Genomic DNA, 14,681 nt, shown 5'->3' on the forward strand with positions numbered 1-14,681 from the left:
AGCAAGTTTCCTTTCTCATCATGAATTAGCGACTGGATTACTCCTTGATTTCATAACTTACAAAAGCCAATTGACGGCTGTCCGGCGACCAAGAGTTGACATTCAGCGTACCTTGTCCTCCAAATAGGTTAACTAATGGATAGGAATCCCCGCCTTGGCTGGACATCAAGCGAATCCCGACATGCTTGTTCGGTGGATGATCTCCTGGAGCGACATCCCCTTTGTTATACGATATAAAGGCGACGGATTCACCGTTCGGGGAAACATGAGGGAACCAGTTATTGCTCTCATCGAACGTCATCTGGGTCTGCTCGCTGCCGTCCCTTTTCATGCGCCACACCTGCATAAGTCCCGTACGCACGGAATTAAACCATATATGTTGGCCATCTGGCGCATATTCAGGGCCATCGTTAAGACCAGGAGCATCCGTCAACTGTGTTTCCACACCGCCGTTTGCAGGAATGGTGTAAATATCATATTGACCGTTTCGCGCAGCGCAATAGGCCAATTCGCTGCCTTCCGGCGACCAGCCATGCAGATAGCTTGGTCCCAGAGGAGTGATTAAGACAGGATTGCCGCCTGTCAAAGGAAGCGTATAGATGCGGGATTGCCCATCCTCCTGCGTATGATGGCTGACTGCAATAGCCGAATTGTCAGGTGACAACACATGATCATTGTTGCAGCGCAGAGCAAAGCCCGTATTGATCAAAGTGCTCTCCCGCTTCGCGATATCAAAGGAATAAATTCGCCCTTGACTGTTATAAATGAGTCGTTTGCCGTCTTGCGTCCAATTCGGCGCTTCAATCAAGTCGTAGAATTCGGCGTGAACTATGCGTTCTCCCGTTAAGCAATCAACGGTTTCAAGCCTGCTGATTACGTTGCAGTGTTCACTCTTGTTAGGCTCATGAATTGCAGGCATGTCTCATCTTCCCCTTATCATACTACTCGGATCTTTACTTCGTATACCTTTGCTTACTGATTATTTCAAGATTCAATGCCAAAAACCTTCTCATGATTATGGGAATTTCGACAAATCCAGCCACGAAAGATAGTGGGAAATGCCTGGCTTGGGCTATGCTATAATAAAAGGGCTTCAAACGAAAACTTGGGAAATTGAAGGTGTCTGCATGGATTATTTGCTGCTATCTCGTTTAGCCAGACTGGATGTCAAATGGATTTCAGAATTAGTTGGCAATGAACATTTTGCCGGGCCGAAATCGAACCCTTTTTTTGAGCTGCTTATGGTCACAGAAGGGCCTGTGTATTTAGAGGTGGGCGAGGAGCGGCTGGAACTGCGCAGCGGTGAGACATTCCTGTTGATGCCTTGGGAAAAGCATGGCTGCTGGAAGCCCATTGGTGCGCAAAGCGGCTTCTATTGGGTGCAGTTTGCTGCGGACCCTGGGTTGATCCTGCATAAGGAAGACGCTGCTGAACGCTATCCTGCCGTCATCCCAGCGATGCAAGATCTCCGCACATCCCATTCGGACAGTTACATGGACTTTCTACTGCTCCCACGGCAAAGCAAGCCGTTTAATCGTTATGAGCTGCTGGGGCTTTTCGAAAAAATACATCAGCAATTTCATGTTCCTAAAGGATATTTCCGCTATCGCGCTACGCTGCTGCTTGGGCAAATCCTGGAGCTGCTTGCGCAAGATGTTTTGGACCAAAAGGACTTGCAAGCCGAAGTTTCTTCTACTTTTTTGCTCTACCGCCGGCTCGTTAATCTGCTGGATGAAACGTACACGACCAATCCCTCCAGTGAAGATTTGGAGCAGGCCCTGCATCATAATTACGAATATTTATGCCAAATTTTCAAAAAATACGCAAGCACGACCATCGGTTCCTATGTTCATCAACTGCAAATCCAAAAAGCGAAGCATCTGCTCACCAGCACTTCACGTATGATTCGCGATATCGCAGAGGAAGTTGGCTTTCAGGATCCGTATTATTTCTCCCGAATATTCAAAAAGCTGGAAGGCATCAGCCCCCAGCAATTTCGAGATATATAAGATTTAGCAACAAAATTTAACTATTATGCCTTCGGTACTCCGTTCATAAGCACTATCGGAATGAGTCCTTTGGTCGGCCGGCCTTGTGAAGTAATTTCGACAATGAGATCATATCTGGCTTCCTGCAAGCCTTGAGGCTGGATCGTGAATTCAAGCTCTGTTCTGCCGACATTGCAGTGGTAGTTCTCCAGCGATGAAGCAACCTTCGGACCTGGCGAGATGCTCCATTCTGCCGGCAAATGCCATTTGATCTGCAGCCATTGCTGCATAAACAACTGATTGTCGATGATCAGTTTAATCTTCTTAGCTGTTCCATCCTGAACAAATGGCGCTTCCTGATAATCAACAATCGCTGAGAAGATCGTGAAATCGTAAGGGACTTGGAAGGGGCTTTGTTCCAGCTTATCCGCGAAGCTGCGATTCAGCCAAGCATTCACGCGCATTGGCTGGCTTTGCAATTGAGCGCCTTCTTTCATTGCAATCGTATACCCTTCCGCTCCTGAAAGCACGTCGCAAAGCTCACTGCCCAAGAACGAAGGCGCCAAACGCAGAATCCGTTCTGTCAATTCAACGACAGTTTTCGGAATGCGCAGACCTTGATCGCCTAAATTAAGACACAGCGTCTTAATGCTATCGCCAATAGGATCCGTCCATTTGGTTGGAATACTTTCAGCCCCGCCGATGATGCCCAGAATTGAGCCAATCGTGGCTGCTGTGCAATCGGTGTCTTCCCCGCAGTTATTGGCAATGCAAATGCTGTTGCCGAAGTCGCCTTCGCCATACAACCAGCCTATGAGTGTAATCCCCACATTGCTCGGCGCATCATAGCCCATCTTGCCAATCGGAACGTCCTGCGGCAAATCCTCTGTAAGCATCCCCAGAATCCCGAAGCTCCCTGGCACATCCGACATCACTTGAATACGAGCTTCCTGCCATGTCAGTCCTTTTTCATACGCATCTATCGCAGATGCCACACCTTTGGCAACACCGGATTCAGCAGGAATATACGACAGACCGATCTCGATCAGTTTATTTCTGTCGCTTTCCACAAAGGCTGCGCTCTCAATGGCAGCAAAGAACACTTCAGCATATACACCTTCATGGCTATGATCAACAATCGCATCTTCATAAGCGTATTTGACCGCAATATCGGGATTCCCCGGGGCAAGACACGCCCAAATTTCCGAGCGGATGTAGGCGCCGTTGCTGTCGCGGTAAACATTGTCCACATAGCCTGACAAAGGTGGAACGATGCCTTGTCTGAGATTGTTTTTGCCAGCGCCATATTCGCCCCAGTTCGGAACAATATAGGAAAGCCAGTATTCACCCAGAATAGAAGCCGTCACATTGCGGCCATACTTCTCCACAGCATTCAGCCACACAAGCTGGAGGTCTAAATCATCATTAGGCAAAGGCTCTCCATTTAACTCTTGGGTGTAAAAATCAACATCAAATACGCCACGCTTGCATTCAAATGGAGCCCCTAGGGTGCCACCGACATTTTTGCCAATCCAGCAGCCCATCAATTTCGATCTATACGTCTGTAAACTCAGCTTCATCTCTGTTCCTCCGCCTTATCCTTGATTTGCTTGCTTATTTAAGCTGAGTATAACAGGCGAGAAGCTGAGTCTACATGAAGAAATCTTAGTTCCCAGACTTACAAATCATCAACTTTGTCCATCCCTTTGAGGCGGCCTTATGTAGCCTTCTACTTCAACTTGGTTTGCAGCAGCTCTACCAATTGCTTGCCTGGATCGCCGAAGCCGCGGTTTCCGCCACCGTTGCCAGCTGGACCTTTGCCATCTCCTTGCCCTTTGGCAGGCGCTTGCTCATTGCCCGTACCAGTGCTGCTGCCTCCTGATGCGTCCGGTTTCGCGCTAGCCGCAGGCGCTTTAGCAGGATCTCCCGCTGCATTGCCGCGTTTGCCTCCGCCGCCGTTGCCTTTGTCTCCATTCGTGCCGCCATTTGGCCCGCCATTGCCACCGTTTCCGTTGCCGCGGTTATTCATACGTGTCGCTGCGTCTTCGACGAATTTTTTCTGAGCGTCTGTTAGTTTCTCCAGCAGCTTAGTTTTGTTGTCATCGGTGAGTTCACCTTTGGTCACAGCTTCCTCAGCCACAGGCAGCATGACCTGCGCTTGATCTTTCGTTATCGCTAGGCCATCGGCTTTATCAAGCATAAGGAGCGTCTGCATCGTACTGAACATTTGACGCTGCTCCGTGCTCATAGCTGGCCGGTTTGCCCCGTTGTTCGCAGCGTTTTTGGTGCCTTGCTCCTGGTTCTGCGCAGGCTGTGCCGTGCTCGCTGCAGCTGCTGCTTTGCCATCTGCAGGCTGGCTGCCGCTAGCGCATCCCGTTAGTAAGACAGGAACCAGTACACAAATACCCGCCATTTTTTTCATATTCGCCTTCATTGAATAATCACTCCTATCTCTTTTCGTACAACCCCTATCTTACTTTTCAAATATGAACAAAATTTGAAGCAAAGCTGAAACTTGGATAAATGTTTGCTTAAAATTACCTAAGTAACACACGAAAAAACCTCGAATCCACAGTATGTGGAATTCGAGGTTGAGCGGTCTATCCGTTGACGGATTCAATAAATTTTTCTAGAGCAGAAATATCGGAGATATTTTTGTTGCAATCCGCGCTATTCATACATAAATAATTGCCCACCGTTTTATAATAATCAGGCGAAGACTTGGGTGGCCGTATTTTGGATGTCGCCGAAAATAGCACAAGCTCCTCATACCGATTGCAAACAAAACAAAAGCTCTTCTTATTGGTAGGCGTAGCTCTGCCTTCAATGCCAATGAATTGCCCATTAGCATGATAGACCATGAATAATTTATTCGTAGCAATATCCATCCAACTCAGATAGGTTACATACCGATGGTCGATGGTCGACAAGTCAGGAATCTTTAGTTTCTTATTCTTGGGAAACAGTTTAAGCAGCTGCTTCTCTGTTGCTTGGGGAAATCCAACGATATAAGGCTCTAAGGACTTGATATAGTATTGGAACTCATCCGTTTTTTCTAATGTGGAAATACGATTGAGCATTTGTTTCTGCTCTTCAGTAGCCAGCGGAAACAGCTCGTCAAGTTTAGTTTCTGTAAAATATCTTAGCGAAGCCAGCACTTTGGAATCGGCATTGGTCCGAATAGCATTCAGCAGTGAATCGGCTTGCTTTTTAATAAAATTATATTGGTGGTTTCTAATAAATGGATCACACATATTGGTTCAGCCCCTTATTTATGAATAATTGAATGAAATAAGGTGCAAAGCCACTATTAGAAACGAAATATGCGTTATGGGCGATTATTCGTCGTTCACATTACGCCCATGCAAAGTATCGCCTCTATAATAGGCTTTGCATGAGACTGTGCCAATCTGACAATCGTTCATTGCCATCTTTACCAACTCCCTCGGTTCCGAATATGACTATTATAAAAAAATTAGCCTGCTAGATCAATGGAAAGTATTTTTTTAATAATGAATGAGAAGATTCTCGACATTTCCTTGCGAAAAGGAACTATGATCCGCTAATTGGTTCAGAATCCGATATATGCAGCTGAAAGGGAAGTACGATCCCTTATTTCACCTCTTTACCGGGAAATCCCGGCAATGTAGACAAAATAGCGTACCTCAGTTCCGTCTGACTAGCCAAATAGCTGTTTTGAGGGTAAATAAGGGATCATAGTTCCCTCCCACTCGTGAACTCTAAGAAAAAGCTCAGCTCATTCGAACTCTAGTAGTGTCGCTTACCGCAAAACGCCCCCCGATTGATTCGGAGACGACTTCGACAAGCTTGTTTGAGTTAAAGGCGTTCAGCTACATAACGAGCACTGTTCAACACCAGTCTCCGATACGAAGCCGGTTCGAACGAAGGAGCATGATGGCCTGGCTGAAGATAGACGACTTTGCCCAGTCCATAGGTACTTTCCCACGCAGCAGGGTACTTGCCGCCTTCGTATTCATATTCAAGAAAAACGGTTTTCTTGGTGAATAGATCGAATTCGAACATATACGGTTCCTCGTCCACCGTGAAGCTCTCTACACCTTCAAGCAAAGGATGATCCGCTATGGAGGCCGAATAGGTCAATGATTGGTAAGGAGGATGTCCTGTAAACTTAGCGCCGATAACTTGAAGCAGCTCATAGTTGTTATGCAAGGAAACACCATTGTGAATAACCAGCAGTCCACCTCCGCCCGCGACATAACGAAGAATACCTGCCGTTTGTTCCCGCGTTAAACTGCGATTCCAGCAGTCCGTATAGGACAAGCAGAATCTATAGGCCTCCAGTTGATTCTCCTGTCCCAGCCTAGCGAAACTATCATAATCTTCCGTCCCAACAACCTCGTATTCCTGACCAAGAATTGATTCTAACTGCCGCTGAGCCGGCTCTAAAGGATGCCACGGAGCATCCGTTTGATCTCCTACTAATAGAACTTGCGGTTTAGTAGACATTCTCCACTACTCCCCTCATGATCAGATTACCAAGGAATTTCATTGCCGCTGTGCGCCTCTACGTAGAGCGGTTTATCAAGGATGAAGTGCTTGCAACTTTCAATGCGATTCACAATATGAGCCGCGGCTTCATCCGGTGTGAATCTGGCTGAGGTATCCAATGTGCCACTCATATAACTTTGCACCCATCCCGGATGAATGAGCAGCACACGGCCGCCATCCTTTTTCATTTTGTTATGAATAATGGAAGAACCCATGTTAAGCGCTGCCTTCGCCATGCAATAACCAAACCAGGAGTCACGATAGCTTTGACCGATGCTCCCTGCCTCGGAGGAAATATTAACGATGAGTTTGCCGCCCTTCATGATCGGTTCGAATAAAGCATTCGCCATACGAATGGCACCTAAGGCCGTTACATTAAACACCTGCTGCATATCCTCAAAATCTAATTCATCTTCAATCGTACGATGAATATCGCCAAGGATTCCCGCGTTGTTAATCAGCAAATCCAATCCATCGGTTTGTTTCATAATAAGCTTTGCAGCTGCTTCTACACTCGCATCATTGCCTATATCCAGTACAAAGCTATGAAGCTTTCCAGGATATTTCTCGGCCAAACGCTCATGTTCTTCATTGGCTGGCAAATAACTGCCTGCATAGACGCAACAACCTGCTTCCAGCAGCAATTTCGTCAATGCCAAGCCCACTCCGCGATCCGTTCCTGTCACACATACAACGCTTGCCATAATCGCAACTCCTTTCTGCACTTCCCTGTTATAGGATTTCGTTCCATCAGCTGCCGAACGTGTTGCCACCGTTTACCGACAAACATTGACCCGTGATGAATCTAGACTCATCCGAAGCAAAGAAGACGACTGCGTTGGCAATATCGGTCGGTTCTCCCATACGCTGCAGCGGTACTCCGGCCTGATAATCACCAGTTTCAGCACCTTCATGACGTTCAACGGGAATCCATCCGGGAGCAACCAGATTCACACGTATGCCTTGTGGTCCTAGCTCACTGGCCCAAGATCTGGTCATTCCGACCATAGCTGCTTTGGCTGTTACATAGCTGGAAAAGTTGGCATTGCCGATTTGAACGACCTCGCTGCCGATATGAATAATGCTCCCTGTTCCCCTTAGCTTCATGCCGGGGAGAATCGCTTTAGCTAAAAGCAGCGGTGTTTTGACAAAAAAATCAAGTTGATCCAAGTACGTTTGCCACGTGCTATCCTCGATAGAAAGCATCGGCTGTGGCCCTGTCGCGTTATTCACAAGCACATCGATCCCGATGCCAAAATATTGCTCGGATTGTTGAACAAGCTCGAGGACCTCCTTCTCACTTGTCACATCAGCGCGAAAGGCTTGAGCTTTGCCGCCGCTAACTGTGATCATCCTTACCGTTTCTTCAGCATCTTGCTGGCTATTCGCATAGTTTACCGCGACGACAGCCCCCGCAGATGCCAAAGATACAGCGATGTGCCGTCCAAGTCCTCTTGAAGCTCCTGTTACAAGAGCAATCTTTCCTTGCAAACGTGCCGTTGATTCCATGAGTGCCTCCAGAGCTATGTACTTTCATAGATAATGTGCTATAAACACTTTCCATGTTACCATACAATGATTTCAAACGTATTTCCTGAAAGCAAAAAATTCCATGCACATCTAGCACATGGAATGATATGAACGCTAGCGATGCGCTCACTTGACACCTTTTTGCAATCTGCTGACCGCAATCCCAGCCAATAGCGCAGCACCGACAGGCAGGCATTCTTCGTGAAGTGTGAATTTGGGGTGATGGAGCCCAAAAGCTTGATCGGCATTCTCCTTCGTACCGGAACCAAGCCAAAAGAAGCAGCCTGGGATCTTCTCGAGATACAGGGAGAAATCTTCTCCGGCCATGGTCGGTTCAGCTTGGACCCGCTGTTCGGGTAGAAGCATTTGATCAATAACAGATTCCACATGCAGCAGGCACTGATCATGGTTCGTCAGTACAGGCGTTTGTTCCACGTACCGAATCTCCGCTTCGCAGCGATAAGCCTCTGCAATGGAGCGAATAATTCGTCTCAGCCTCATCTCCATGCCCATTTGCGTTGATTGGGCGAATGTCCGGACCGTTCCCGACAGAACAGCACGATGGGGAATCACGTTGTTCGCTTCGCCGGCTTGCAGGCTGCCAATCGTCACAACTGCTGGCTCGAACGGCGAAATTTCACGGCTTACAGCCGTTTGCAAGCCCATCACGATGGCAGACGCCGCAACGATCGGATCAATGCTTTGATCTGGTATTGCACCGTGGCCACCCTTGCCGGTCAGCTCGATCTCGATTCGGTCGACGGAGCCCATCAACGCCCCTTGGCGTGTAGCAGCCATTCCGTTTGCCAGCGTTGGCAGATTATGCAAACCGTAAATTTCGTCAACGCCATCTAAGGCGCCGCCAGCAATCATGGCTTTGGCTCCGGCATTGATTTCTTCCGCTGCTTGAAACAACAGCCGAATGCGCCCCTTGAGCGGTGCGTGCCACTGCGTCAGCAGCTTAGCTGCGCCAACTAACATTGCCGTATGTCCGTCGTGTCCGCAGGCATGCATCCGACCTGGCCGCTTGGATGAGAACGATAGCCCCGTCTCTTCCTGAATAGGAAGGGCATCCATATCGGCGCGCAAAGCAATTGTCGGTCCGTCTTCGCTATAAATAAGGTCCGCGATGATGCCATGACCACCAATCCCCCTGCGTGGGGAAAGGCCTAACAAATGCAGCTGATCCGCTACTTTCCGAGCTGTTTCTCCCTCGTCCAAACTAAGCTCGGGCTCTTCATGCAGACATCTGCGAAATGCCACTATATCATCGCTAATGGCTTGTGCTTCAGCATGCAGCGATTTGAGCGATTGCTGCTCATTCCGACTGCTGTTCATTTGGGATCACCGCCTTTCCTGTGCCATATAGCTCCTGCATGATGCGAGTTCCTGTTGGCGTAGCTGCTAAACCGCCCTTAGCGGTTTCACGATATTTGTCCGGCATGCTGCCGCCGACCTCGAGCATCGCGCCAATGACCTCATCCGACGGAATGACGCTGCGGATACCTGCGATCGCCATCTCAGAAGCGGTGATTGCCGACACCGCCCCGAAACCATTGCGGACGATGCAGGGAATCTCAACGAGTCCGCCTACAGGATCGCAAATTAAACCAAGCGAGTTCTTCAGTGCCAAGCCTACAGCGTGAACAGCTTGCTCTGGCGTCCCGCCGCGCAATTCGGTCAAGGCGCCAGCTGCCATTGCCACGGCAGAGCCAATTTCCGCTTGGCATCCGCCTTCGGCTCCAGACACAAACGAACGATTCGCGATCACATAGCCAAGTGCGCCGGCAGTGAACAATCCCTCGGTCATGCGGTCATCGCTCCAGCCAAAATGCTCTTGAACACTAAGAAAAACGCCAGGGATAACACCGCAAGAACCAGCCGTAGGTGTAGCAATGATCCGGCCCATACTGGCATTAACCTCAGATACGGAAAACGCATATGCAAGGGCTTTGCCGGCAATTGGCCCCAAGAGACTGGATTGTACTTCTATTAGAGCCATCGCACGTTTGGCATCATTGCCTGTGAGACCGCTTCGCGACAACGTATCCCGCGTCAGCCCGCGTTTCACGGCATCCTTCATGACCAGATAATAGCTGTGCATTTTATCGGTTTCCTGCTTCAGGGTGCGCCCGGATTCCTGCGCCTGCTCTTCCGCCATCAGCTGGTGGATAGGCTTTCCTTCTTTTAGACAAAGCGCAGTTCATTCATGCAGATGGGAAAATCTCATATAACCTCCTGGATCGTCATAACCTATCACGAAAGATCTAGGATACGCATGGACAAATCCGCTTTAATAGCTGATATCGCTTGCACCAGCTCTTCAGGAAAGCTGCTGTCCGCCTCAATGACTGTCAGCGCCTCACCGCTGCGGCTTCGACGGTCAACATCCATAGAACCTATGTTCACGCCGTTTTGAGAAAAACAGGCTGTAATCTCAGCGAGCATCCCCACACGGTCTGAATGCGTAATGACCATAGTCGGAAAGCTGGCTGAGAAACGCACATCAAAATCATCAATTCCGACAATTTCGATATTCCCGCCACCAATCGAAGTACCTAGCACTCTCAAATCTGCTATCCCTTCTGCCTTCAAGCAGATCCGTACAGTGTTGGGATGTCCGACAATGCCTTGCGATGGAATAAAAACCAGTTCCACGCCTAGCTCCTCGGCCGCAGTCAACGCTTGCGGAATCCGCTCGTTATCCGTTCCCCAGCCAAGCAGTCCAGCCGCAAGCGCAACATCTGTCCCATGGCCTTGATAAGTCTCAGCGAAGGAGCCATACAGATAAAACTCGGCACGCTGCGGCAGCCTGCCGAACAATTGACGTGCAGCCAGTCCTATTCGTACCGCACCGGCAGTATGCGAGCTGGAGGGTCCGATCATATCAGGTCCAATGATCGAAAAAACGTCTTTAAACCGCACGCGATCTCCTCCATTATTCCAGCCATTCCGCCAAATGCTCATTCACAAACGCATCATCATGCAAGTGCGGATAATCACGGTACATTCGGTCAATTTCCTCGGATTGGCCTGGGGACAGCTGCTCATGCGGATTCAAGCACCACGTACCTTTCATTAGCCCCTGTCGACGCAGCACTTCATGAATCCCGGGAATACAGCCCGCAAAAGCATGCGCCGGATCAAAAAACGCAGCATTCGTATCCGTAACCTCTACATTTCGAGTAAGCCAATCCAAAGAGATGGACTCGTTCTGCCTAACTTTCTTCACTTCCTCAAGCAGTTCAACCGCCTTGCGTGTCCAAACCGCCCAATGCCCCAAAAGGCCGCCGACAATGCGTTTCTCCACAGATTGACCTTCAATCTGAAACCGATATACGGTCAATAGATCATTGACAATGTTATCGTCATTGCCTGTATAGAGGGCGATTTCATCGCGACGGCTCGAATAGCAAACGGCACGAGCGACATCAATCGTTTGGTAACGGTTGAATGGCGCCATTTTTATTGCAACGATGCCTGGAATGTTCGCAAACTCTTTCCAGAAGTCAAAGCTGAACACCTTGCCACCCACAGAAGGCTGCAAATAAAAGCCGATCACTGGAATTTTTTCGGCAACTTTGGCTGTACGCTCCAATATTTGCGCTTCACTCCACTGACCAAGGCCTCCCATCGAAAGCAGCCCCGTATCATACCCCAGCTCAATAGCGATTTCCGTTTCATGCAGCGCCTGTTCTGTCGGGCCGCAGATGCCGGCAACCTTGATAAACGGACGTGTCAGTCCAGCACGATCAACCTCTTCCGATGCCATGCGCAGCACCTTTTCGAACAAGTTATGCTGCGGCTCGCGAATCTCGAATTGCGTAGAGTGCACACCTACTGCAATGCCGCCTGCGCCAGCTGCTGTATAATAACGAGACAATGCCCGCTGACTTTGCTCATCCAATTGCCGGTTCTCATCCAGAGCAAGGGGATGTGCCGGAATAACAAGCCCGTCATGAAGCGCGATGTGCTGCTGCGTAGTTAATTCCCGTCGTGTCGCCATGCTTAGAATTTCCCCTCTCTTTCTTGAAAATGAGTTGGTTTATTGATCATGCTTCCACCATGCTGAAGCCATTCCGCAACCCAATCAAACATTTGCAGAAGCGAAATCCGCGGGTAACCAAACAGCTTCATGCTCTTCGCAGCATTGCTCAGTAATGCGGTTTCGGATTCTTGGCCAACGAACTGCGGTTCAATACCCAAGCGCTGCCCTAGCTGCTGTGCTGCATACTTCACAGAAACCGTCTCAGGTCCCGTCACATTCAAGAAATTGGCTGGGCTTTGTGTCGCAAGCAAGGAACGAATCGCGATTTCATTCGCATCCCCCTGCCAAATACAGTTGAAATGCCCCATGGATAAATCAATGGCACGCCCCTCTTTAATGGACTTTGCAATCTCCAGCAGAACTCCGTAACGCAAGTCAATTGCATAGTTTAAGCGGTACACGAGGACTGGCGTTCCGTTCTTTTGACTATAATGCTCGAACACTCTCTCACGCCCCAAGCAGGACTGACCATATTCTCCAATTGGCGCTGGAGCAATTGCTTCATGCGCTCCGCCATAAGATACTGGGGTGAATGGGTAGATATTGCCTGTCGAAAACACGACGATACGGGAGTCGCGAAACTTCTCCGCTACCCGCCCTGGCAAATACGCATTCATAATCCATGTGAAATGCTCCTTGCCTGTCGTACCGAACTTCGTACCTGCCATGTAGATGACATTTTTGACATCAGGAAGCTCTTGCAAAGCTTGATCGTTAAGCAGATCGCAGGCAATGGTTTGTATGCCATAGGACTGAAGCTCGTCTTTTAATCCCGCTTCAGAGAAACGTGACACACCATAGACGGTTTTCTTGACGCCTGCCGCTGAGATCGCATTCATAGCTAGCTTCGCGAGGCTCGGCCCCATTTTGCCACCAACGCCCAGAAGCATAATATCCCCGTCCAATTCCTGCATAAATGCTATTAACTCGGCCGATGGCTCCGCCATTACTTGTTCCAAATCCGCCAATGTTCTCATCATCTGTTACCCCTCTCATCCATTGCAAATAATCGATTCTGATGAAAGTATAACTTGCCAAATATATAAAAGACAAATCTATTAATCGTCTTTAAATGTGGCATAAAAACCGCCTCCGTCATAGCTTGTGGTTTTGACATTAGCGGTATCGATTTGCGCCTTTGGGCTACACATTTTTCAAAAAAGAGAGATGAAACAACTGCTTCGGCCTTCCTTTGGGCACTTTCACAGAACCAGCTATGGTAATTAGATCATGATCCATCCATTGCAGCAGCAAGCGGTGCGTGCTTCTCACTGTAATTCCAAGAATAGCTGCTAAATCATGCACCTCGTAATCCAGCTTGCTTGTCCTCGCCACTGTTGTGAGCAGCCGGCTTAAATAGGCGGAGGTCATTCCTGCATCTTCGGCTTTTTTCAGCAGCTCGGGGTCGGTTACCGACAAGTCACGGCTTAGCGAATCCGCCATTTCCAGCGGCCCGATCAGCGTTTTATCCTCACGAACAATGAAACAAGTGTTGCCTCCAGCCTCCTTGCATCGTCTGAGAGCCAGACGCGCATGTGTGCCCGCTTCATTCGCACTACGTCCAAAGCCAATCCCCATGCTTAGCGACAACCCCAGCGACTTCCAAATCTCTCGGGCTAATGGGACTGTTTTGTAGCCAACCGTTTCCCGCTCGAAAATGCCTCGGGTCGTGAAAAATAAATACTCATCTGCTCCCAGATGTGTCAAATAACCATCCAGCGATTCTACATAATCAATCAGCTTTCTGTGAATATCCAGCTTAAACCGCTGAATGTCGTGCTCAGAGCCCTTGAATTGCAGCCTTTTGCCAAAATCATCCACATTCAGCATTCCGACGAGAATTTGTGCTTCCTTGCTTCGTCTGGTTTCCGTAGACAGCAAGGCCCGCTCGAGCACAACGGTAATATTCTGGTCCGTCGGCTTAATCCATTCACAAGGGATTCCATCTCTGGTCAGTGCTTCCGCAACTTCACTTTCTGTTGTAAGTGCAGCTTGCGAGCTTCCGCTTCGATACGCCTCCGTATGAAATTTCACAAGCTCATCCGCCTGCGGATAAGGTTGCCCGTCATACACAAGGAAGCTCGCGGGCTTCTCGCCAATTTCAGCAACGATTCTTCCAATCGCAGATGATGTGAAGGAATCAACGCTGAACACAATCCCGCTGGGACTGTGCCAATGTTCACTTTTGAGACGATAAAGCGCGCTGATCAGTCCAGTGTCCGTCAGTGGAATCACATGCACCGGCAGCGGTGTAATCACCTGCTCCTTCACCCTGCGGTACAGCGTCGGTCCCGTAATCAGGAGCACCTCCACTTCGCTTAACAGCTGTTCCGCTGCGGCTGGAGCTTCTTCTACTGAGCATATTCTAGCTACAGGATGAAAAGATGGAAATGATGAAGTAATAACATGCAGTACTTTATTCACCAGCGCTTCTGGCCCGAGTATCCCTATCGCGATCCGATTCGCAGTATCCATAACAGCAAGTAACTCCTTTATAGGCTTGGTGAACCCATTATAACCACACGTCGGGCTAGTGGACAAGGGCTTCATTTTGCGGCTTTGCTGAGTGGAGGGATTAATGGAGG

Annotated in this window: 14 protein-coding genes; 1 reads left to right on the forward strand and 13 read right to left on the reverse strand. The window is 49.0% G+C overall.

Annotated elements, in window-relative coordinates; translation table 11 throughout:
- Nucleotides 1-37: 37 nt before the first annotated feature.
- Nucleotides 38-919, reverse strand: coding sequence for a TolB family protein (locus BC351_RS10060; RefSeq protein WP_079411370.1), 882 nt, complete (start codon nt 917-919; stop codon nt 38-40).
- A gap of 148 nt (nt 920-1,067) precedes the next feature.
- On the opposite strand from BC351_RS10060, the gene BC351_RS10065 reads away from it, so the two are divergent.
- Entirely contained in the window at nt 1,068-2,009 is a 942-nt protein-coding gene (locus tag BC351_RS10065) for an AraC family transcriptional regulator (protein ID WP_158082044.1), read from the forward strand.
- A 23-nt stretch (nt 2,010-2,032) separates the two neighbouring features.
- Here BC351_RS10065 and BC351_RS10070 read toward each other — a convergent pair whose 3' ends face one another.
- The 12 genes from BC351_RS10070 to BC351_RS10125 all read right to left on the reverse strand — a co-directional run bounded on the left by BC351_RS10070 (nt 2,033) and on the right by BC351_RS10125 (nt 14,571).
- Entirely contained in the window at nt 2,033-3,568 is a 1,536-nt protein-coding gene (locus BC351_RS10070) for an ADP-ribosylglycohydrolase family protein (protein WP_079411375.1), read from the reverse strand.
- A 149-nt stretch (nt 3,569-3,717) separates the two neighbouring features.
- On the reverse strand, nt 3,718-4,422 hold the full coding sequence (locus tag BC351_RS10075; protein ID WP_079411377.1) for a hypothetical protein: 705 nt from the start codon (nt 4,420-4,422) through the stop codon (nt 3,718-3,720).
- Between the two features lie 166 nt (nt 4,423-4,588).
- Nucleotides 4,589-5,242 carry a FusB/FusC family EF-G-binding protein gene (locus BC351_RS10080; RefSeq protein WP_079411379.1) on the reverse strand — a complete coding sequence of 218 codons (654 nt, stop codon included), beginning with the start codon at nt 5,240-5,242 and terminating at the stop codon, nt 4,589-4,591.
- A 583-nt stretch (nt 5,243-5,825) separates the two neighbouring features.
- Entirely contained in the window at nt 5,826-6,476 is a 651-nt protein-coding gene (locus BC351_RS10085; RefSeq protein WP_079411382.1) for a ThuA domain-containing protein, read from the reverse strand.
- A 26-nt stretch (nt 6,477-6,502) separates the two neighbouring features.
- Nucleotides 6,503-7,222 (reverse strand): SDR family NAD(P)-dependent oxidoreductase, encoded by a 720-nt coding sequence (locus tag BC351_RS10090; RefSeq protein ID WP_079411384.1) that lies wholly within the window; start codon nt 7,220-7,222, stop codon nt 6,503-6,505.
- A 46-nt stretch (nt 7,223-7,268) separates the two neighbouring features.
- Nucleotides 7,269-8,027 (reverse strand): SDR family oxidoreductase, encoded by a 759-nt coding sequence (locus BC351_RS10095; protein WP_079411385.1) that lies wholly within the window; start codon nt 8,025-8,027, stop codon nt 7,269-7,271.
- Nucleotides 8,028-8,174: 147 nt separating this feature from the next.
- Nucleotides 8,175-9,386, reverse strand: a complete 1,212-nt coding sequence (locus BC351_RS10100; RefSeq protein ID WP_079411386.1) for a M20 metallopeptidase family protein — start codon at nt 9,384-9,386, stop codon at nt 8,175-8,177.
- A complete protein-coding gene (sdaAA, locus tag BC351_RS10105) occupies nt 9,367-10,221 on the reverse strand; it encodes an L-serine ammonia-lyase, iron-sulfur-dependent, subunit alpha (RefSeq protein WP_244208951.1) in 855 nt (284 codons plus the stop codon). The genes BC351_RS10100 and sdaAA overlap by 20 nt, the downstream gene beginning before the upstream one ends.
- An 83-nt stretch (nt 10,222-10,304) precedes the next feature.
- A complete protein-coding gene (gene sdaAB / locus BC351_RS10110) occupies nt 10,305-10,973 on the reverse strand; it encodes an L-serine ammonia-lyase, iron-sulfur-dependent subunit beta (protein WP_079411387.1) in 669 nt (222 codons plus the stop codon).
- Nucleotides 10,974-10,986: 13 nt separating this feature from the next.
- Nucleotides 10,987-12,054 (reverse strand): dihydrodipicolinate synthase family protein, encoded by a 1,068-nt coding sequence (locus tag BC351_RS10115; protein WP_079411389.1) that lies wholly within the window; start codon nt 12,052-12,054, stop codon nt 10,987-10,989.
- Nucleotides 12,055-12,056: 2 nt separating this feature from the next.
- Complete coding sequence (locus BC351_RS10120; RefSeq protein WP_079411629.1) at nt 12,057-13,073, reverse strand: NAD-dependent epimerase/dehydratase family protein; 1,017 nt, start codon at nt 13,071-13,073, stop codon at nt 12,057-12,059.
- A gap of 166 nt (nt 13,074-13,239) precedes the next feature.
- Nucleotides 13,240-14,571, reverse strand: a complete 1,332-nt coding sequence (locus tag BC351_RS10125; protein WP_079411391.1) for a hypothetical protein — start codon at nt 14,569-14,571, stop codon at nt 13,240-13,242.
- Nucleotides 14,572-14,681: the final 110 nt, after the last annotated feature.

Source organism: Paenibacillus ferrarius (genome assembly GCF_002027705.1).
Taxonomy (GTDB): Bacteria; Bacillota; Bacilli; order Paenibacillales; family NBRC-103111; genus Paenibacillus_E; species Paenibacillus_E ferrarius.